A 19,016-nucleotide genomic window follows, 5' to 3' on the forward strand; every position below is an offset into this window, starting at 1 on the left:
CTGGCACCGCGTGTCTTCATTCTTGGGCGGGCACAATGGCGGCACTCATCATGGTCCGGCCGGGCCGGGACTGGCAGTCGACGGGTGGTCTGTTCGAGTGGACGCTGGAATACCTCATTCCGCGGCTCGGCGACCAGAAGACGGCCGACTGGCTCCGCATGGTCGTCGCGGAGAACCTCGGCAGCCTCTGGATCCCCGACCTCCCCGACGCCGGCCAGGAGGAGATCTACGCGCTGCTGCGTGCGGACCTGGTCGCGACCGCCCGTCGTGAGCTCCCCGACGGGCCCGCCAAGCCGGCGGCGCTCACGCAGCTCCGCGAGCTCGTGGCGCTGACCTGGTCCTAGGAGAAGAACTCCTGGATCTCGGTCAGGGTCAGATAGCCCCGCTGTTCGCGCTCGTGGGCCGCCGGGGGCAGGCGTTTCGCGGTGACCGGCACCTCGGGGGCGTCGGTCGGCAGGCTCGGCACCTGTGGTGTGGGTGGCAGCGCGGTGAGGGTGAGGGCCTGCCGGATCACCTCGAACATCGCGCGGACCTCCTCGGTCGCGGCGCGGGTGGCTGCGGCCGGTGGGGTGCCGTCCGGCAGCGCGCAGGTGAAGTTGGCCCACAGGCAGTCGTCCAGCCGGCGGATGTCGGCGCTGGGCCGCAGGTGGTCGAGCCGCCCCTCGGCGACGATGCCCAGTTCGCAGGCGGAGAGCCCGGTCTGCTGCCACCAGGAGCGCCAGCGTGGGTCGGCGTCCAGGGTGCGGGCGACGTGGCGCAGGGCCGAGACGTGCTCGCGGGGAGCGCGGCCGCCGCCGGTGGTGGTGCCCAGGTGCGGGCGCAGCCAGGAGCAGGCCTCCATGGCCGGTACGTGGTCGAGGGTTTGCTCGTCCATGACTGCATGGTGACATTTCGTCCGGTGTGCGTCAGCTCGACAGTCCGGCGCTTTCGGGGGAACCGTCATTCATAAGCTGGTGATATAAAAGGGGAGTGCAGCCTGCCACCGCCATCACGGACACTGATGCCGCCATCGCCTCAGGGTTCGAGCGCTTCTACGAGACGCTCCGCCGGCTCACGCCGCGCGGGCCGCTCAGCCTGACCGCGGCGTCGACGCTGCGGCGGCTCGAGCGCTCCGGACCGCACCGCCTCAGCGAGCTCTATGCCCCCGAGGGAATCAGCCAGCCCGCGATGACGCAGCTGGTGACCCGCCTGGAGAAGGAGGGGCTGGCCGAGCGCACGGACGACCCCACCGACGGGCGGGCCGTGGTCGTCAGCATCACCGACGCCGGCCGGGCCGCCGTGGCCCACCGTCGCGCGGTGCGGGCGGCGGCGCTGTCCGAGCTGTTGCAGGGCCTGACCCCCGAGGAGCACGCGGCCGTGGTGGCCGCGCTCCCGGCCCTCGAGAAGCTCAGCGACTTCGCCGCCGAGCGGGCCACCTAGCGGCTCCGGGTCGCCGGCTCCCCCTAGCCGCGCGGCCATCGGTGCCCGAAATATACCTAAATAGGAGGCCTGCGTGCTATCCGTGGATCATCCGCGCTACAAGTGGATCGCGCTGTCGAACACGACCCTCGGCACCCTGCTGGCGACGATCAACGCGTCGATCGTGCTGATCTCGCTCCCCGCGATCTTCAAGGGCATCCACGTCGACCCCCTCGAGCCCGGCAACGTCAGCTATCTGCTCTGGATGCTGATCGGATACATGCTGGTCACCGCGGTCCTGGTGGTCACCCTGGGACGACTCGGCGACATGTACGGCCGCGTCAAGATCTACAACGCCGGCTTCGCCATCTTCACCCTCACCTCGATCATCCTGTCGCTGGACCCGTTCGACGGCAGCGGCGGCGCGCTCTGGCTCATCGGCTGGCGGGTGCTGCAGGCGGTCGGCGGCGCGATGCTGATGGCCAACTCGGCCGCGATCATCACCGACGCGTTCTCGGCCAAACAGCGCGGCATGGCGCTCGGCGTCAACATCGTCTCGGCCCTGGCCGGCTCGTTCATCGGCCTGGTGCTCGGCGGTGTGCTGGCCGAGTGGGACTGGCGGTCGATCTTCTGGGTCAACATCCCGCTCGGCATCCTCGGCACGGTGTGGGCCTACCGCTCGCTGCACGACACCGGCGTCCGCCGCAGAGCGAAGATCGACTGGTGGGGCAACGCGACGTTCGCGGTCGGGCTCACGGCGGTTCTGGCGGCCATCACGTACGGAATCCAGCCGTACGGCGGGCACACGATGGGCTGGACCAACCCGTGGGTCCTGATCGGACTGATCGGCGGGGCGCTGGTGCTCGTCGCGTTCGGGGTGATCGAGACCCGCGTGCCGGAGCCCATGTTCCCGCTGGCGCTTTTCAAGAACCTCGCCTTCACCAGTGGCAACGCCGCCAACCTGCTGGCCAGCGTGGCCCGCGGCGGTCTGCAGTTCATGCTGATCATCTGGTTGCAGGGGATCTGGTTGCCGCTGCACGGTTACGACTACGAGTCGACCCCGCTCTGGGCCGGCATCTACCTGGTCCCGATGACGATCGGCTTCCTGGCCGCCGGTCCGGTCGCGGGCTTCCTGTCCGACCGGTTCGGCCCGCGCCCGTTCGCCTCCGGTGGCTTGCTGGTGATGGCTGTGTCCTTTGTGGGCCTGCTGCTGTTGCCCGGCAACTTCAACTACGTGGTGTTCGCCGTGCTCATCTTCGTCAACGGCCTCGGCGGTGGCCTGTTCGCGGCCCCCAACACGTCGCTGATCATGTCGAGCGTCCCGGCCGACATGCGCGGCGCCGCCTCCGGCATGCGGGCCACCTTCCAGAACGCCGGGCAGGTGCTGTCCATCGGCATCTTCTTCTCGCTGATGGTGGCCGGCCTGGCCGACTCGCTGCCCGGCACCCTGAGCAGCGGCCTGACCGGCCAGGGCGTTCCCGCCGACACGGCCGCGTCGATCGCCGCGCTGCCGCCGGTGGGCACCCTGTTCGCGGCCTTCCTCGGCTACAACCCGATCGGCGAACTGCTCGGACCTCAGGTGCTGGGCGCCCTGCCCGCCGACAACGCGGCCCGCCTGACCGGCCTGGAGTTCTTCCCCCAGCTGATCTCCGAGCCCTTCCACGACGGCCTGGTGATCGTCTTCTGGCTGGCCATCGCGATGGCCGTGGTCGGCGCGATCGCTTCCCTGGTCAAGGCCAAGCCGGCCCCGGCCTCCGACTTCGTCGCGCACGAGTCCGAGGTCAAGGCCGAACTCTCCGACGCCCAGCCCCTGAGCCCGGCCACCCCGGTCGCCGAGCCCCTGGACGGCGAAGGATCCATCCGTACGGTTTGAGCCGGAGTTACGCGGGCCCGCTGGTCGACGGCGGGCCCGCACGACCTAGGTCTGCGGTCCTCGAAGCTCGTCGCGCCACTCTGCGAAGCGTCTGCGCATGGCGGCTATGCGTTCAGAATCGGCTTGGTAGGCAGCAAAGCGTCGATCGGGGTATCTCGTCAGCATCCCCAGCAGGTCGGCGAAGACCATGCGGTCGAAGCCGGCATCCGCGTGCTCGGCAAGTTCGAGCAGTTGCTCTCGCGTGAATCGGCCCGTCGTCAATGCGGCGTCGACATCCAGGAAGTCCCGCGGTTCTGCCCTGGTGAAAAGCGCTGACATCTTTCCCGCGACAACGTCGTCGATGTGCAGGACCGGGCCGACATCCATCATCACCGGCGGAAGCGAGCGCCAGTTGGCAGCCAGCTCAACCTTGTACGCCTGCTGGGGCGGATCGGGCTCGATGACCGCGAGGCGGGCGAAGGTCTCGAACTGCTGAGAAGACCGGGCTCCATCCTCAGCCGGCTAGCGCCTGCGACGACTGAGCCAGCTCGGGGAACCTGGCCTGCCAGAGCGCCCGCAACCGTGCGGGGAGCCACAACGCGGGCCACAGCCGGCGCAGGGTCTCGTCGTGCAGCCACCGGCGCAGGTCGTCCTCGGTGGCCGCCTGGTTCAGAACGGTCTGGTAAAGGACCTGCATGTCGCCGGGGTCGTCCAAGTCGTAGGTAGCGTCACCTGACCAGTCGAGGGACCGGTCGAGGTTGACCGTGCCGCTGACCGGACCACGGAGATCGGCCAGGCTGGTGGCAACCACGTAGTGCCTCTGGTCCGCATATCGCGAACCCGGTGGCGCACTGCTTGCCATTTCCCCTCCTTCTCCCGGCATTTCGATTCTACGGTGAGCTACGCCGGCGCGGCGGGCTCAGAGCGTGGCGGCGGCCAGCAGGGAGGCGGCTATGCCGCGGGCGGTCAGGGCGGCCTCGGCCCGCTTGTCCATGCGCGCGCCGACGGTGGCGCCGTCGTAGAGGACGACCAGCTGGTCGGCCAGGGCGGCCGGGTCGCGGGCGCCGGCGTCGCGGGCCAGCTCGTGGAACAGGCCCCGGGTCCAGGCGCGGTTGGCGGTCGAGACCTCCTCGACCGGGCCGCCGGCGGGGGACTCGGCGCTGGCGTTGTAGAAGGCGCAACCCCGGAAACCAGCGGCGCCGGCCAGTTCGGCCAGCACCTCGAACACGCCGAGCAGGCGGTCGCGGGGGTCGTCGTAGCGCTCCAGACCGTCCAGCATGCGGGTGCGGCGCAGGCTGTGCCGGCCCTCCAGGTAGGCCCGGACCAGCTCGTCCTTGCTGCCGAAGGTGCTGTAGAGCGAGGCCTTGGCGACGCCGGCGCGCTCGATGATGCGGTCGATGCCGACGGTGTGGACACCTTCGGCGTAGAACAGCTCGTCCGCGGCGGCCAGCAGGCGGTCGCGGGCGGAGGCCTTGCGGGCCGTGGAGGGTGATGCGGCGGACATGCGGTTGACGATACCAGACAGGTCTGTCTAGTCTTCGGCAGTGAATCAGACAGACCTGTCTGTCGGAAGTCGAAGCCAAATGCCCGGAGGCAACCCCATGACCGCCGTCGCCCAGCCGGTGCGAAGCAGCAGCCGACGACTGTCCCGCCCGGTCGCCTTCGCCGCGATCGCCGCCATCTTCGTGACGTTCGCCGCCGCGTCCGCCGCGCCCTCCCCGCTCTACGTCGTCTATCAGCACCTGTGGGGCTTCTCCGCGACCACGCTCACGGTGATCTTCGCCGTCTACGTGGTGGGCCTGATCGGGTCGCTGGTCATGCTCGGCGCGCTCTCCGACCACATCGGCCGCCGTCCGGTGCTGGCCGCGGCGATCGGGCTCGAGGCGATCTCGCTGATCCTCTTCCTGACCGCCGGTGACGTCGGCATCCTGCTCACCGCGCGGTTGCTGCAGGGCATCGCGACCGGTGCCGCTATGACCACCTTGGGCGCGGCGCTGGTCGACCTGAACCCGCCGCACGCGCCCGGACGGGCCGGCCTGATCAACGGCATCGCGCCGGTCGCCGGTCTGGCCATCGGCGCCCTGGGGTGCGGGGCGCTGGTCCAGTACGGCCCCTCGCCCACCCACTTCGTCTGGGCGCTGCTGCTGGCCGGCATGATCCTGGCCGCGATCGTGGTGGCCCGCATCCCCGAGACCTCGGCCCGCCGCCCCGGCGCCGCCGCCTCCCTCGCGCCCAGGCTGGGTGTTCCGGCCCGTCTGCGCGCCGACGTGCTCGCGCTCGTGCCGATCATCGTGGCGAGCTGGGCCATCGGCGGCCTCTACCTCTCCCTCGGCCCGTCGGTCGCGGCCGGCGTGTTCGGGCTGAGCAGCCACCTCATCGGCGGCCTGGTGGTCACCCTGCTCTGCGGCACGGGGGCCCTGACCTCGTACGCGCTGCGGAACGTCCCGACGAAGCGGGTGCTCACCATCGCCGGGAGCCTGCTGACCGCCGGTGCCGTCGTCAGCGTCGCCGGGCTGGAGTGGAGCAGTGCCGCCCTGGCCGCGGCGGGCACCGTGATCTCCGGGGTCGGGTTCGGCGCGTCGGCGCTGGCCTCGTTCGGCACGCTGGCCGTCCTGGCTGCCCCGCACGAGCGGGGCGAGCTGTTCGCGGTCGCGCTCGTCATCGCGTACGTGGCCTTCAGCGTCCCCGCTGTGATCGCCGGTTTCGCCGCCACCTCGGCCGGACTGCACGCCACCGCGCTCGTCTACGGACTGGTGGTGGCGGCCCTCGGCGCAGTTGCCCTCATGGCCCAGCGAATTTGTACAAAGGGCTGAAAAACCGTTCGCTCCGGCGTGGACGACCCCCGATCGGGTCGCCCACGCCTCACCATATTGGGGCGAATTGGACACGAGAGGCTGGCATGAGACGACTTCTGGCGGCGGCCACCACGATCGCCTTGGCGGTGATCGGAGCCCCCGGCGACGCGCGGGCGGCGAACGAGCGGACCGACGGGCCGGGTTACGCGCGAGCCGCCCACTCGATCCGGTGGAGCGCCTGCACCGACCCCTCCCTGCGTACGCACAAGGCCGACTGCGGCTTCGTCAGCGTGCCCCTGGACCACTCCGCGCCGAACGGCAAGAAGATCCAGATCGCGGTGTCGCGGATCAAGCACACCGTCCCGGACGCCAAGTTCCAGGGCGTCATGTTCGTCAACCCGGGCGGGCCGGGGGCCAAGGGCCGCGGGCTGTCGGTGCTCGGTTCGCTGGTGCCGAAGCAGGCCGGGGCGGCGTACGACTGGATCGGCTTCGACCCGCGCGGTGTCGGCGCCAGCAAGCCGTCGCTGAGCTGCGACGACGACTATACGGGGTACAACCGTCCGCCGTACGTGCCGACCAGCTCGAAGATCGAGAGGACCTGGCTCAAGCGGACCGAGGCGTATGCCAAGGCGTGCGCGAAGGCCGGCGGTGACCTGCTCGGCCACCTCAAGACGCTCGACACCGTGCGGGACATGGACCTGATCCGGTACGAGCTGGGCGCCCGTCAGATCAACTTCTACGGCTTCTCGTACGGGACCTACCTGGGCCAGGTGTACGCCACGCGCTACCCCGAGCGCGTACGCCGCATGGTGCTCGACGGCGTGGTCAACCCGACCCGTGTCTGGTACGACTCGAACCTCGACCAGGACCTGGCGTTCGACCGCAACATCCAGGTCTATTTCGCCTGGCTGGCCGAGAACCACAAGGTCTACCGCCTCGGCCGGACCGCCCGGGAGGTGCGTAAGCGCTTCTACGACGAGCAGAAGGACCTGACCCGCAAGCCGGCCGGCGGCGTGATCGGCCCGTCCGAGCTGACCGACATCTTCCTGCAGGCCGGCTACTACACGTTCGGCTGGGCCGACATCGCCCGCGCCTTCAGCGGCTGGGTGCGCGAGGGCGACCCGAGCGGGCTGCGCAAGCTCTACGACGCCAACAACCCGCAGGGCCGGGACGCCGACAACAACTACGCGGTCTATCTGGCCACCCAGTGCACCGACGCCGCCTGGCCCAAGAGCTGGACCAAGTGGACCTCGGACAACTGGGAGGTGCACCGCAAGGCGCCGTTCGAGACCTGGGCCAACGCCTGGTACAACGCGCCCTGCCGCAACTGGGCGGCGCCCAGCGGCATCCCGGTGACCGTCTCGGGCGAGACCGTCCCGCCGGTCCTGATGATCAGCGAGACGCTCGACGCGGCCACCCCGTTCAGCGGCGCCCTCGAGGCCCGCAAGCGGTTCCCGCGCTCGGTGCTGGTCGAGGGGGTCGGCGGCACGACCCACTCCGGTTCGCTCTATGGCAACCGGTGCGTGGACGACACGATCGCCGACTACCTGGCCACCGGCAAGCTGCCCGAGCGGCAGTCCGGCGAGCGCTCGGACAAGCGCTGCTCGCCGATCGAGCCGCCGGCGCCGGTCGCCGCGGCCACGGCCGACACCAAGGCCAAGCGGGTACCCGTGCCCGCCGAGCGCCTGGAGATGCAGAAACTCATCGCCGGCCGGTGATCACGCTCACGACCCCCGCCCACGGGCGGGGGTCGTTGGCTATGCTCGTTTCTGCGAAGGGGAGTAGCTCCCAATGTCGCGGTCGACATACTGACCCTTGATCGTCGAAAAGGGTCCGGCCGCGCGGCCTTCACCAAGGCGAGCGAGACCTTCGACCATGGCTGCACACGTGCGGCCGGGTCGAGGTCGCCCTGAGCCGCTTCTGCCCGGTCCGCTTGATACCGGGAGAACATTTCTGTGGAAGGCTTCCTCGTCGCGACGGCGGTCAGCTTCGCCGTCATCTTCGTGGCCGAACTGGGCGACAAGTCCCAGCTCATGGCCATGACGTTCGCGACCCGATTCAAGACGCTGCCGGTGCTGATCGGCATCACCGTCGCCACCGCGATCGTCCACCTGGTCTCGGTCGGCATCGGCTACGGCCTGGGCGCGACCCTGCCGACCGGCTGGATCAACCTGGTCGCCGCCCTGGCCTTCCTCGCCTTCGGCGCCTGGACGCTGCGCGGGGACAAGCTGACCGACGACGAGAAGACCAAGGCCGAGCGCAGCACCGGCTCGGCGATCCTGGCCGTCGGCGGCGCGTTCTTCCTGGCCGAGCTGGGTGACAAGACCATGCTGGCCACGATCACCCTGGCCACCCAGTACGGCTGGTTCGGCACCTGGCTGGGCTCGACCATCGGCATGGTCGCGGCCGACGCGCTCGCCATCGTCGTGGGCCGCATGCTCGGCCGGCACCTGCCCGAGAAGGCCATCAAGTACGGCGCGGCCGCACTCTTCGCTATCTTCGGCATCTGGTTGCTGATCGAGGCGATCATCGAGCTGCGATAGGGGTCTGCCGTGCAGCAGTACCGGGCCGAGCTGAACGCCGACGTCACCTTCACCACCGGCGGGCGCCTGCAGGCGCAGGGCCTGCGGGTGGAGGTGCCGCACCTGGAGGTCACCGAGGCCGACCTCGCCATGATCCTGGTCGGTTCGCTCGGGCTGCGCGACGTCGAGCGGGTCGAGCTCAGCGGGATCCGGACGTTCGCCGAGACGACGCCGCCGGCCGGGCCGCCCGGGTCGCCGAGGCTGCGCTTCGTCGAGCTCAGCCACGTGATCTCGGGCGGCATGACCACCTATCCGGGCATGCCCGCCCCGGTCGTCTCGGCCCACCTGACCTGGGAAGACTCCCGCCCGCAATACGCGCCGGGCACCGAGTTCAGCCTCGACCGCATCGAGATGGTCGGGCAGACCGGCACCTACCTCGACACGCCCCGGCACCGCTACGCGGGCGGCACCGACCTGGCCGGGATGCCCCTGGAACGCCTGGCCGACCTGCCCGCCGTCGTCGTGCGCACGGCGGGCAGCGGGCGCCGGGCGGTCACCGAGGGCGACCTCGAGCCGTACGCGGTGGCCGGTCACGCCGTGCTGCTGCACACCGGCGGCGACCGGGGCTGGGGCACCCCGGATTACGCGACCGACGCGCCCTATCTGACCGGCGAGGCGGCCGCGCTGCTGGTCGAGCGGGGCGCGGCCCTGGTCGGCATCGACTCGGTCAACCTGGACGACAACACCCCGGCCGCCGCGGGTGAGCGGCCCGCGCACACCGTGCTGCTGGCGGCCGGCATCCCGATCGTCGAGCACCTCACCGGTCTCGGGAACCTGCCGCCGCACGGCGCCCGCTTCACCGCCGCGCCCCCGCGGATCACCGCCTTCGGCACGTTCCCGGTGCGGGCCTTCGCCCAGGTGCCGTACTACGAGCCGCACGACCACAACCGGTCGGCGGGCTGGATGCCGAGTCGCTGATCTGGCCGAAAGCCCTCATTCGGCGCCCGAACCCGCCGATTATTCACATGTGAGCACCATCCCCCTGCGGACCGGCGGCCGCCGATGACGGAGCGGCCCGTCACCAGTCCGGCCGCCCCCGACCAGCTGCTGGACACCGGTCCGCGTGCCTTCAGCGGCGCCACCGAGGTGGCCGTCGCCCAGGCCGCCACGCTGTTCGAGCAGCTCGAGCTCGAGCGGGCCGTCGCCACGCTGCTGCCGGTGGTCAAGGCCGACCCTGGCGCGATCGAGGGCTGGATCCTGCTGGCCCGGCTGCGGCTCGCCCTCGACGAGGCGGCCGACGCGCTGGACGCGGCCGACCACGCCATCCAGATCAACCCCGGTGACCCGCGCCCGCTCGCCCTGGCGAGCCGCGCGCTGACCGTGCTCGGCCGGCACGAGGACGCCGTCACCATGGCCTACCGCGCGGTCATCGCCGACCCCCGCAACGCGCTCTGGCACGACCGGGTGGCCTGGGCGCTGCTCTCGGCCGACCGGCAGATCGCCGACGCCGAGCAGGCCGCCCGGACGGCGATCGGGCTGGACCCGACCGAGGCGCACTACTACTACACCCACGGCGTGACGCTGGAGACTCTCGGGCACACCGACCAGGCCCGGCAGGCGCTGCTCACCTCGCTGCGCATGGAGCCGGAGAACCCGGTCGCCCAGCACCGTCTGGCCGTGCTCAACGGCGAGGCCGAGCGCGCACCCGAGGCCAGGAAACGCGGCTGGAAGCTATTCGGGCGCCGGGGCTGACCGGTACTTACGGCGGATGGCGAGCCAGAACAGCCAGCCCAGCCCGATGATGAAACCGAAGCTGATCAGGCGGTAGAGCACCACCGCGGCGACCGCGTACGAGCTCTCCAGCCCACCGGCGACCAGCCCCAGAACCAGAGCGCCGTCGACCACGCCGAGCCCGCCGGGCACGATCGGCACACTGGCCGCGGCCATCCCGGCGCAGTAGGCGATCACCAGCCCGACCGGGTTGATCTCGTCGGCGCCCACGGCGACGCAGCACAGCCACAGGCAAAGCGCGTCGAAGAGCCAGTTGAGCAGGGCCAGCACCACGGCCAGGGCGAAGTTGGCCGGGTGGACCCGCACCTCGCGCAGCTGTTCGACGAAGCCGAGCAACCGGTCGTGGCCGTGCCCGGGCGGTCGCTTGCGCACCCGGTTGACCCCGCCCAGCACGGCCCGCACCGGGCGGTCCAGCAGCTGGGGATGCTCGGCCAGCTGGCGTACGCCGAAAGCGACCACCACGGCCCCCACCGCATAGAACACCAGCGTGTGCCAGCTGCCGGTGTTGCGGGCCAGCAGGCCACCGACCGCACCGATGACCACCAGCGCCCCGGCCGACAGCACCCCGCTGAGCGCGATGCACCACGACGCCACCGCCGGCGAGGCACCGAATCGGCGCAGCTGCTGAAAGTTGAAGGTGGTGGAGAAGACCGGGCCGCCCGGCAGCGTGGCGCTCAGCGAGTGAGCCGCGTACGCGGTGGCGACGTGCCGCTTGATGCTGACCTTGGTGCCGGCCCCGCGCAGCAGGGCGCGCTGCATGCGTGCGTACGTGCCCATCGAGGCCAGCTCGGCGGCGACCGCGGCCGCCACCCAGTTCCAGTGCGGGGCGCGCAGCTGGGCCAGCGCTCCGGCCAGCGCCGACCAGCCCAGGACCAGCTCGACGCCGAGAACGATCACGACGAGGACGGCCACGGTCGGTCCCCGTCGCCACCACGGCGGTAAAACGGTCGTGGGCCGGGCGGACTGCTGCTGCACGGCCATTGCCCTCAATGCTCGCATCCGGGAACGGACGGCGCTGGACTTCAGCGTGTGTACGCGAGCAGATCCAGACCGCGTACGGAAGCGGGCTCTTTCGCCTGCACCTTGAGCGTGTTGTCGGGGCCGAAGAGCGACAGCAGGGTCTTGCCGTCGTCCTCGGTGCGCACCAGCAGGTTGCCGTCGGTGTCGAAGACGGCGCCGACCACCGAGCCCGAGACCGGCAGCACCGCGAGATCTCCGGTCGCCGTGTCGATCACCGCGTCGGCCGTGTCGGTGCCGGTCGTCTGCTCACCCGTCGTCTGCAGCGGCACGGTCACCCGGGCGCCGGTCGCGTCGACGCTGGTCGGCTTGCACGCGGCCAGCCCGTCCGGGTTGTCCTGCGGCTGCTTGTCGCCCAGCACCGGCACCGTCGTGCTGGTGCCGGCCTCGGCCCCGGCCACCTTGAGCCCGCAGTAACTGGTCGCGTAGACGAGCGTGCTGCCGTCGCCGGACCAGCGGAAATGCTGTCCCGAGGCGAGTCCCTCGGGCAGTGGGGTGATCTCGCCCGACTCGAGGTCGAGCACCCCGGGGGCGGACTCGGCGACCAGCAGCCGGCTGCCCTCGGGCGACCACACCGGGGCCTGCCCGACCGCGTCGATGTTGGCCGCGACCTGTTTCGTCTCGCCGCCCGCCTCGCTGACCAGGAGCTTGCCGTCCGAGACGTACGCGATCCGGTAGCCGTCGGGCGAGATGCCGACCGAGGAGGGCGCGTCGGAGAGCACGACCTCGGTGTTGCCGTCGGACGGGGACATCCGGACGACGTCGGGGCCGGTGCCGTGCTCGGCGTAGAACACGTGTCCCGGCATGTCGGACAGCGTGCGTGATTTCGGCTTGGCCGGCTTCGGCTTGTTCGCGGGCTTGTCCGGCCGGGGCGGGCGGGCCGGCGAATCGTCCTTGTCGCCGGGAGTGGCGGACGAGGCGGAACCCGAGGACTGCGCCGTCGAGGACAGTGACGGCAGGACCGAGGAGGCCGACTGCGGCGCCGCGGCCACCGGCACGTTCTGCTGCTTGCCGTGCGGCATCTGCCACAGGCCGCTCGCCAGCACCACCAGCACCACCATGGCGGCGCCGGTGCCGACCGCGGCCTCCTTGCGGGCGATCCGGCGCGAGCGGGTGACCGCCCGCTCGTACATGTCGGCCGGCTCGGCGATGTCGGCCAGGTCGTGCAGCGAACTGCGAAGGCGATCGTGGTCTCTGGGCCGCTCTTGTTCGGCGCTCATCGCCCCGCCTCCGGCGCGTCAGCGAGCATCCGCAGGTCGGGCAGCATGGCCCGGAGGCGATCGAGGGCACGGGCGGTCTGGGTCTTCACCGTGCTGACCGAGACGCCGAGCAACTGGGCCGACTCGGCCTCGGTGTGATCCTCGAAGAACCGGAGCACGATCACGGCGCGCTGCTTGGCGCTCAGCGTGAGCAGGGCCCGGCGCAGAACCAGCCGCTCGACCGTGGCGTCGGAGTGGTCGTCGCCGCCGGTCTCGTGGTCGGGCTCGAAGTCGGCCGGCATCACCTCGGCCACCTTGGGACGGCGCCAGAACGACACCTGCGCGTGGTACATGACCTTGCGGGCGTACGCCTCGGCGTTCTCCGTCTTCTCGAGGCGCTGCCAGGCCCGGTGGGTGCGGGCGAGAGCTTCCTGGACGAGGTCTTCGGCGAGGTGCTGGTCGCCGGTCAACAGGTACGCCGAGCGCAACAATGCGTGCGTCCGGGTACGGACGAAATGCGCATAGTCGGCCTCACGGGCGTCCATTCGAAGGTGTCCGTTCGAGGTGTCGAGGGAGACGTGAGCGTACCCAGGCGGCTCAATCACCGCACTCCCGGTCACGTCGACCCCCTCCACCCCGCGCACGCCGGGCGATGCCACCCCGTGTGGGCACCGACCTGCGGTTTCACCGTGTGATGCCGCCCCGTGCAGGCACCATCCGGCGCCTAACAAGACGCTCGGAGGGAGCTTGCCGGACGACAACCGTTCGGCCCATTTTTCGGCTCCTCCGAACGGCTGATCGCCCCGGTGTCGCCGCCCTCACACCGGGCGGGCCGCGTTTTCTGTAGCGTCGATGGGCATCGGTCTGAACGTGGGCGCCGCGGCGCCCGGAACGGAGGACCCGCATGGCACGCCCCCGCATCGTCATCGTCGGCGCCGGATTCGCCGGCTTCACGGCCGCGCGTACGATCGCCCGGCTCTCCCGTGGCGGCGCCGAGATCGTCGTCGTCAACCCCACCGACTACTTCCTCTACCTGCCATTGCTGCCCGAGGTGGCGGCCGGCATCCTCGAGCCCCGCCGGGTCACGGTCTCGCTGCAGGCCACCCTTCCCGGCGTACGCCAGATCCTGGGTGAGGCCGACGGTTTCGACCTGGACAACCGCACGATCACCTATCGCGACCCGGAAGGGCGGCCCGGTTCGCTCGGCTACCACCGCCTGGTGATCGCGGCCGGCAGCGTCAACAAGCTGCTGCCGGTGCCCGGAGTGACGGAATACGCGCATGGCTTCCGCGGCATCCCCGAGGCGCTCTATCTGCGAGACCACATCACCCGCCAGATCGAGCTCGCGGTCAACGCCCCGACCGAACGGGAACGCCGGGCCCGCTGCACCTTCGTCGTGGTCGGCGCCGGCTACACCGGAACCGAGGTGGCGGCCCAGGGTGTGCTGTTCACCGAGGCGCTCGTGGCCCGGCGTCCCGAGTTGCAGGGTCACGTGCGGTGGCTGCTGCTCGACACGGCCGACCGGCTGCTGCCCTCGCTCGACCGGCGCCTGAGCGACGCCGCCGACGAGGTGCTGCGCGAGCGGGGTGTCGAGCTGCTTCTGGGCACGAGCGTGAAGGAGGCCACCGAGGACGGCGTGCATCTGTCCACGGGCGACTTCGTGCCGACCTGCTCGCTGATCTGGTGCGTCGGGGTGCGGCCCGATCCGGTGGTCGAGGGCCTCGGCCTGCCGCTGAAGAACGGGCGGCTGGTGGTCGACGAGTTCCTCAACGTCCCCGGCCATCCGGACGTCTACGCCGTCGGCGACGCGGCCGCGGTGCCCGACCTGACCCGCCCGGGCGAGTTCACCGGCATGACCGCGCAGCACGCCACGCGGCAGGGCGCCGCCGTGGCGAAGAACATCGCGGCCTCGTACGGGCATGGCCGCCGTCGCCCCTACAAGCACCACGACCTGGGTTTCGTCGTCGACCTGGGCGGGCTCGACTCGGCCGCCAACCCGCTCGGGGTGCCGGTCAAGGGCCTCCCGGCCAAGGTCGTGACCCGCGGCTACCACCTGCTGTCGATGCCAGGGAACCGGGTGCGGGTGGCGGCCGACTGGCTGCTCGACGCGGTGCTGCCGCGCCAGGGGGTCCAACTCGGACTGGTGCCCGGCCGGGCGGTGCCGTTGGACAGCGCCGCGCCCGAAACGCCGTGAGCAGGGGGGTTAAGCAAACATTACAAAGCGTTCACAAGCCATAATTCCGGCATGCAATCATGTTGGCTCGCCTTGTCGGTTCTCCTCGTCGCCGCTGGTGGGGTCCCGGCGGTGGCGGCCCCGGCGGCGCCGGTCCTCATGGCGCGGTACGCCTTCAACGTGCCGCCCGGCACGATCGTCGACGACTCCGGCCGCGGCCACACCCTGCGGATCATCTCGGGGCACGGGGGAGCGGTCCGCCGGGTCGTGCACGGCCGGGGGACGGCCCTGCTCTTCCCGTCGCGCTGCGTGCAACAGGTCTGCCCGCACGTGGCACTGCAGACGCCGTCCACCCCTGACCTCAACCCGGGTGCGCGCAACATCTCGTACGGCGCCGATGTCTATCTGAGCCCCACGCAGACCAGCAAGGGCCAGAACGTGGTGCAGAAGGGCTATTCGACCCGGGGCAGTCAGTGGAAGCTGCAGATCGACGGCGCCGCCGGCCGGCCCAGCTGTGTGCTGGTCGGCGACCGCAATCCCCGGATCCGCATGGTCACCAGCCCGTTCACGGTGGCCGACGGCCGCTGGCACCGGGTCCGCTGCTCGCGGATCGGCGGCACGCTGTCGGTCTGGGTCGACAACGTGCTGCGCGGCCGCATCGGTGTGCCGCCGCGGCTCTCGGTCACGAACAACCGCCCGCTGAGCATCGGCGGCAAGGGCGCCTACGCCGACAACGACCAGTTCAACGGCGCCCTCGACAACGTCTGGATGCAGGTCGGTTAGCGGCGTTCGGCGAGCCCGTCCGACACCGCGGTGAGCAGGTCGGCCCGGGTCGTGTCGCCGGAGAGCTCCCACGCGAACGCCCCGCCCAGCCGCTTGTCCCGGGCGTACGTCATCTTGGTCCTGATCGTCTCGGGGGTGTCGTAGGACCACCATTGGTCGCCGCAGAAGGCGTACGCCGTGCCGGCCACCGTGCCCGTCGGTGGGCAGCGCCCGACCAGCGATTCATAGTCCTCCAGGCCCTTCTCGTAACGCCCGGCGGCGGGTCCGCGGCCGGTCCCGCCGGGCTCGGGGTCGCTCACCCCGGTCCAGCCCCGGCCGTAGAACCCGACGCCGAGCAGCACCTTGGACGAGGGGACGCCGAGCTCCAGCAGTTTGTCCACGGTGGCCGAGGTGGTCGACGCCTCGCGCGGGATGCCCGGGTAGGGGGTGAGTGGCGAGTGCGGCGCGGTCTTCGGCACCTTGCGGACGTCCTCGCCGCCCGCGCCGAAGTAGTCATAGGTCATCGCGTTGAGCCAGTCCGCCGTCCCGGCCGCTGCGCGGTAGTCGGTGGCTTCCAGCTTCGTCACGTCACCGGGCACCGCGGCCGTGACCAGCGCCTGCGGCCCGAAGGCGGTGCGCAGCGACCCGAGCACCCGGGGCAGCGCGTCCGGCCCGCTCTTGTCGCAGGAGACGCCGCACGCGTTCGGGTATTCCCAGTCCACGTCGATGCCGTCGAAGACCCCGGCCCAGCGCGGGTCGTTCACCAGCGTGCGGCACGACGCGGCGAACGCCTCGGGGTCGCGGGCGGCCGCGGTGAACCCGGCCGAGCCGGTCCAGCCGCCGAACGACCACAGCACGCGCAGCCCCGGGTGCTTGGCCCTGAGCCGGCGCAACTGGCCGAAGTTGCCCCTCAGCGGGTCACCGGGCCGATCGGCGACACCGTCCACGCTGCGGCCGGCCTCGATCGGCTTCTCGTAGTCGGCCCAGCGGTCGGAGGCCGTGCACCGGCCCCCGTCGACCTTGCCGAACGCGTACAGCAGATGGGTGAGACGGCCCGCCGTCCCGCTCGTGTCCAGGTCTTTCACCTGGAAGTCGCGGGCGTAGACACCCCAGTTGGTGAAATAGCCGACCACCTTGGGCGGTGGTTCCGGTGCCGGCTCGGGCGCGGGTGGGGACGACGAGCAGGCGGCGAGGCCCAGCAGGATAAGGATGATCAAGACGAATCGGGCGCGCACCGCTCCGAAGCTATCCGGACGGGACAAGCACGCCACAAGTGATCACTCGTCCGGGTGTACCGCCGGGGCCGGGTGATTCCGGGCACGGTCGTCCACCCCGTCGGCCCGTTGTGCGATTGTTTGGCGGTGGCCATCAGCCCGCACGAACCCCCCGCCGCTCCGGTTCTCCGCAGCTGGCGGGCCGAGCTGCGTGCCCTGCTGAGCTGGCGGCGGATCCTCAACCGGCTGCGCGCCGTGCTGCGCAGCGCGCTGGTGACCTTCGTCGTGCTCACCGTGACGCTGTGGCTGATGCCGGGTGTGGAGAGCAACGACATCGTCGACACACTGGGCCTGGTCGCGATCGTGGCCGGGGTGGGCGCCGTGCTGCGCCCGTTGCTGCTGCTCGGCATCACCGCCCTGGGTGGCTGGGGCGCGATGCTGCTCGGCGTGATCGCGCAGGTGGTCGTGATCGTGGTTGCGCTCGAGCTCGACCCGGCCAACCGGATCAGCGGCCTGCCCTCGCTGGTGATCACCGCGATCCTGGCCATCATCGGCGCCGCGATCGTCGACTGGATGGCCGACAGCGGCACCGACGACACGTTCGTCCGCGAGGCCCGGCGGCTCATGCGCGGCGTGCGGCGGCGTCAGGCCCGGCTGGCCGGTGGCCCGGTCCTCACGTTCCGCCGTCCGCGTCAGGGCGCCGAGCCGGGCCTGCTGATGGTGCAGTTCGACGGCCTGTCCGAGCCGGTCCTGCGCTGGGCGGTGCGGGCCGGCAACCTGCCCACGCTGGGCCACTGGCTGCGTTCGGGCAGCCACACGATGCGCGGCTGGCACACCGGCCTGCCCTCGACCACACCCGCCTCGCAGGCCGGCATCCTGCACGGCGCGACCCGGCAGATCCCGGCGTTCCGGTGGTTCGAGAAAGACACCGGCAAGCTCATGGTGACCAACCGTCCCCGCGACGCGGCGGTGCTCGAACCGCGGCTCAGCGACGGTCGGGGCCTGCTGCGCGACGGCGGCGTGAGCATCGGCAACGCGTTCAGCGGCGACGCCGCGGTCAACCTGCTCACCGTCAGCCACGCGGCGCTGCCGGGCCGGTCGGCGCGCGGCTGGGCGGCGTTCATGGCTTCTCCGTACGGCTTCACCCGGGCCCTCGTGCTCGGCGTGGGCGAGGTCTTCACCGAGCTGCACCAGGCCCGTCAGCAGCGCCGCCGCAACCTGCAGCCCCGGGTCAGCCGGTCGGGCGCGTTCCTGGCCCTGCGGCCGGCGTCGATGCTGCTGCGCGACGTCAACGTCTCGCTGATCGCCGAGCAGATGGCCCGCGGCGCCCCGGCGATCTACTGCGACCTGGTCGACTACGACGAGGTGGCGCACCACGCCGGCCCGGCCCGCCCCGAGTCGATGCGCCAGCTCGAAAGCCTCGACCGCATGCTCGGCGTGATCGAACGGCTGGCCCCCGAGGCGGCCCGCCGCTACCACCTGGTGGTGCTCTCCGACCACGGGCAGAGCCAGGGCGCGACGTTCCGCCAGCGCTACGGCGAGAGCCTCGACGAGGTGGTCGAGCGTTTCTCGGCCGGCGACGAGGCCGAGGCGCCCGAGTCGCCGGCCGAGTCCGAGGCCACCGAGGAGCCCGAATTCCCCGAGCCGCCGGTCGCCCCGCTGCTGGTCGTCTCGTCGGGCAACCTGGCGCTGGTCTATCTGACGAAGTTCACCGAACGGCTCGACCGGGCCGCGATCGACCGGCAATATCCGCGCCTCATCCGTGGTCTGGCCGCGCACCCGGGCATCGGCCTGGTGATCGTGCGGGACGCCGACGGCCCGGTCGCGCTCGGCACGTCCGGCAGTCACCGGCTCAGCGACGGCACGGTCCAGGGCATCGACCCCCTTCTCCCGTACGGACCTCGCGCGCGCTACGACCTGCTGCGTCACCAGGAGGCGGTGCACGTCGGCGACCTGGTGCTGATCAGCTGCGTCGACCCGGTGACCGAGGAGGTCGCGGCCTTCGAGGAGCTGGTCGGCTCGCACGGCGGTCTCGGCGGCTGGCAGACCGACGCCGTGCTCGTGCATCCGGCGCGCTGGCCGGTGACCGAGGCCGAGCTCGACGGCCCCGACGCCGTGCACCACCAGCTGGTCGAGTGGCTGGCCATGCTGGGGCTGCGCACCCAGCCGCCGGCCGCCGACGACGAGGCCCTGCAGCTGGAGCACGAGGCCCGGAAAGAGATCTTCGAGCGGCCCGGATCACCGAGACTTTCCCGGACGCACGACGGTTAAGCACTTTGTGCCGCGACTCCCA

General features: G+C 71.2%; 19 protein-coding genes. 11 read left to right on the forward strand and 8 right to left on the reverse strand.

Features of this window, described 5'->3' with window-relative positions:
* Positions 1-35: 35 nt before the first annotated feature.
* Positions 36-344 (forward strand): hypothetical protein, encoded by a 309-nt coding sequence (locus JIG36_RS21565; protein ID WP_203378140.1) that lies wholly within the window; start codon positions 36-38, stop codon positions 342-344.
* On the opposite strand, the gene JIG36_RS21570 is transcribed toward JIG36_RS21565, so the two are convergent.
* Positions 341-874: a hypothetical protein gene (locus JIG36_RS21570; protein ID WP_236047853.1), complete on the reverse strand. Its 534-nt coding sequence runs from the start codon at positions 872-874 to the stop codon at positions 341-343. The genes JIG36_RS21565 and JIG36_RS21570 overlap by 4 nt on opposite strands.
* 95 nt (positions 875-969) lie before the next feature.
* Here JIG36_RS21570 and JIG36_RS21575 point away from each other — a divergent pair, with 95 nt between their 5' ends.
* Together JIG36_RS21575 and JIG36_RS21580 are read left to right on the forward strand one after the other, a co-directional pair.
* On the forward strand, positions 970-1,419 hold the full coding sequence (locus JIG36_RS21575) for a MarR family winged helix-turn-helix transcriptional regulator (protein WP_307872836.1): 450 nt from the start codon (positions 970-972) through the stop codon (positions 1,417-1,419).
* Between the two features lie 73 nt (positions 1,420-1,492).
* Positions 1,493-3,271 (forward strand): MFS transporter, encoded by a 1,779-nt coding sequence (locus JIG36_RS21580; RefSeq protein WP_203378141.1) that lies wholly within the window; start codon positions 1,493-1,495, stop codon positions 3,269-3,271.
* 45 nt (positions 3,272-3,316) lie between these two features.
* Here the strand turns inward: JIG36_RS21580 and JIG36_RS21585 are convergent, their stop codons facing one another.
* From JIG36_RS21585 to JIG36_RS21595, 3 genes are read right to left on the reverse strand one after another with little or no spacing between them, the layout of a single operon-like run.
* Positions 3,317-3,712, reverse strand: coding sequence for a nucleotidyl transferase AbiEii/AbiGii toxin family protein (locus tag JIG36_RS21585; protein ID WP_203378276.1), 396 nt, complete (start codon positions 3,710-3,712; stop codon positions 3,317-3,319).
* A gap of 52 nt (positions 3,713-3,764) precedes the next feature.
* Positions 3,765-4,112: a hypothetical protein gene (locus tag JIG36_RS21590; RefSeq protein ID WP_203378142.1), complete on the reverse strand. Its 348-nt coding sequence runs from the start codon at positions 4,110-4,112 to the stop codon at positions 3,765-3,767.
* Between the two features lie 57 nt (positions 4,113-4,169).
* Complete coding sequence (locus JIG36_RS21595; protein WP_203378143.1) at positions 4,170-4,754, reverse strand: TetR/AcrR family transcriptional regulator; 585 nt, start codon at positions 4,752-4,754, stop codon at positions 4,170-4,172.
* Positions 4,755-4,851: 97 nt separating this feature from the next.
* On the opposite strand from JIG36_RS21595, the gene JIG36_RS21600 reads away from it, so the two are divergent.
* The 5 genes from JIG36_RS21600 (at position 4,852) to JIG36_RS21620 (ending at position 10,319) form a co-directional block, all read left to right on the forward strand.
* A complete protein-coding gene (locus JIG36_RS21600) occupies positions 4,852-6,063 on the forward strand; it encodes an MFS transporter (RefSeq protein WP_203378144.1) in 1,212 nt (403 codons plus the stop codon).
* 86 nt (positions 6,064-6,149) lie between these two features.
* Positions 6,150-7,763 (forward strand): alpha/beta hydrolase, encoded by a 1,614-nt coding sequence (locus JIG36_RS21605; protein ID WP_203378145.1) that lies wholly within the window; start codon positions 6,150-6,152, stop codon positions 7,761-7,763.
* 237 nt (positions 7,764-8,000) lie between these two features.
* Complete coding sequence (locus JIG36_RS21610) at positions 8,001-8,588, forward strand: TMEM165/GDT1 family protein (RefSeq protein ID WP_203378146.1); 588 nt, start codon at positions 8,001-8,003, stop codon at positions 8,586-8,588.
* A gap of 9 nt (positions 8,589-8,597) precedes the next feature.
* The gene (locus JIG36_RS21615; RefSeq protein ID WP_203378147.1) at positions 8,598-9,545 is read left to right on the forward strand and encodes a cyclase family protein; all 948 of its coding nucleotides are present in this window, start codon (positions 8,598-8,600) and stop codon (positions 9,543-9,545) included.
* 84 nt (positions 9,546-9,629) lie between these two features.
* Positions 9,630-10,319 (forward strand): tetratricopeptide repeat protein, encoded by a 690-nt coding sequence (locus JIG36_RS21620; RefSeq protein ID WP_203378148.1) that lies wholly within the window; start codon positions 9,630-9,632, stop codon positions 10,317-10,319.
* Here JIG36_RS21620 and JIG36_RS21625 read toward each other — a convergent pair.
* The 3 genes from JIG36_RS21625 to JIG36_RS21635 all read right to left on the reverse strand — a co-directional run bounded on the left by JIG36_RS21625 (position 10,299) and on the right by JIG36_RS21635 (position 13,119).
* Positions 10,299-11,270: a lysylphosphatidylglycerol synthase transmembrane domain-containing protein gene (locus JIG36_RS21625; protein ID WP_307872837.1), complete on the reverse strand. Its 972-nt coding sequence runs from the start codon at positions 11,268-11,270 to the stop codon at positions 10,299-10,301. The two genes, JIG36_RS21620 and JIG36_RS21625, sit on opposite strands and share 21 nt — an antisense overlap.
* Positions 11,271-11,380: 110 nt before the next feature.
* The gene (locus JIG36_RS21630; RefSeq protein ID WP_203378150.1) at positions 11,381-12,595 is read right to left on the reverse strand and encodes a TolB family protein; all 1,215 of its coding nucleotides are present in this window, start codon (positions 12,593-12,595) and stop codon (positions 11,381-11,383) included.
* Positions 12,592-13,119, reverse strand: a complete 528-nt coding sequence (locus JIG36_RS21635; protein WP_203378151.1) for a SigE family RNA polymerase sigma factor — start codon at positions 13,117-13,119, stop codon at positions 12,592-12,594. The genes JIG36_RS21630 and JIG36_RS21635 overlap by 4 nt, the downstream gene beginning before the upstream one ends.
* A gap of 359 nt (positions 13,120-13,478) precedes the next feature.
* Here JIG36_RS21635 and JIG36_RS21640 point away from each other — a divergent pair, with 359 nt between their 5' ends.
* Positions 13,479-14,768 carry an NAD(P)/FAD-dependent oxidoreductase gene (locus tag JIG36_RS21640; protein ID WP_203378152.1) on the forward strand — a complete coding sequence of 430 codons (1,290 nt, stop codon included), beginning with the start codon at positions 13,479-13,481 and terminating at the stop codon, positions 14,766-14,768.
* Between the two features lie 51 nt (positions 14,769-14,819).
* Positions 14,820-15,530 carry a LamG-like jellyroll fold domain-containing protein gene (locus JIG36_RS21645; RefSeq protein ID WP_203378153.1) on the forward strand — a complete coding sequence of 237 codons (711 nt, stop codon included), beginning with the start codon at positions 14,820-14,822 and terminating at the stop codon, positions 15,528-15,530.
* Here the strand turns inward: JIG36_RS21645 and JIG36_RS21650 are convergent.
* Positions 15,527-16,744: a glycoside hydrolase family 18 protein gene (locus JIG36_RS21650; protein ID WP_307872838.1), complete on the reverse strand. Its 1,218-nt coding sequence runs from the start codon at positions 16,742-16,744 to the stop codon at positions 15,527-15,529. The genes JIG36_RS21645 and JIG36_RS21650 overlap by 4 nt on opposite strands.
* A gap of 126 nt (positions 16,745-16,870) precedes the next feature.
* Between JIG36_RS21650 and JIG36_RS21655 the strand changes: the two genes are divergently transcribed.
* Positions 16,871-18,994, forward strand: coding sequence for a phage holin family protein (locus JIG36_RS21655; protein ID WP_203378154.1), 2,124 nt, complete (start codon positions 16,871-16,873; stop codon positions 18,992-18,994).
* Positions 18,995-19,016: the final 22 nt, after the last annotated feature.

This window comes from Paractinoplanes ovalisporus, from assembly GCF_016834655.1.
Classification (GTDB): Bacteria; Actinomycetota; Actinomycetes; order Mycobacteriales; family Micromonosporaceae; genus Actinoplanes; species Actinoplanes ovalisporus.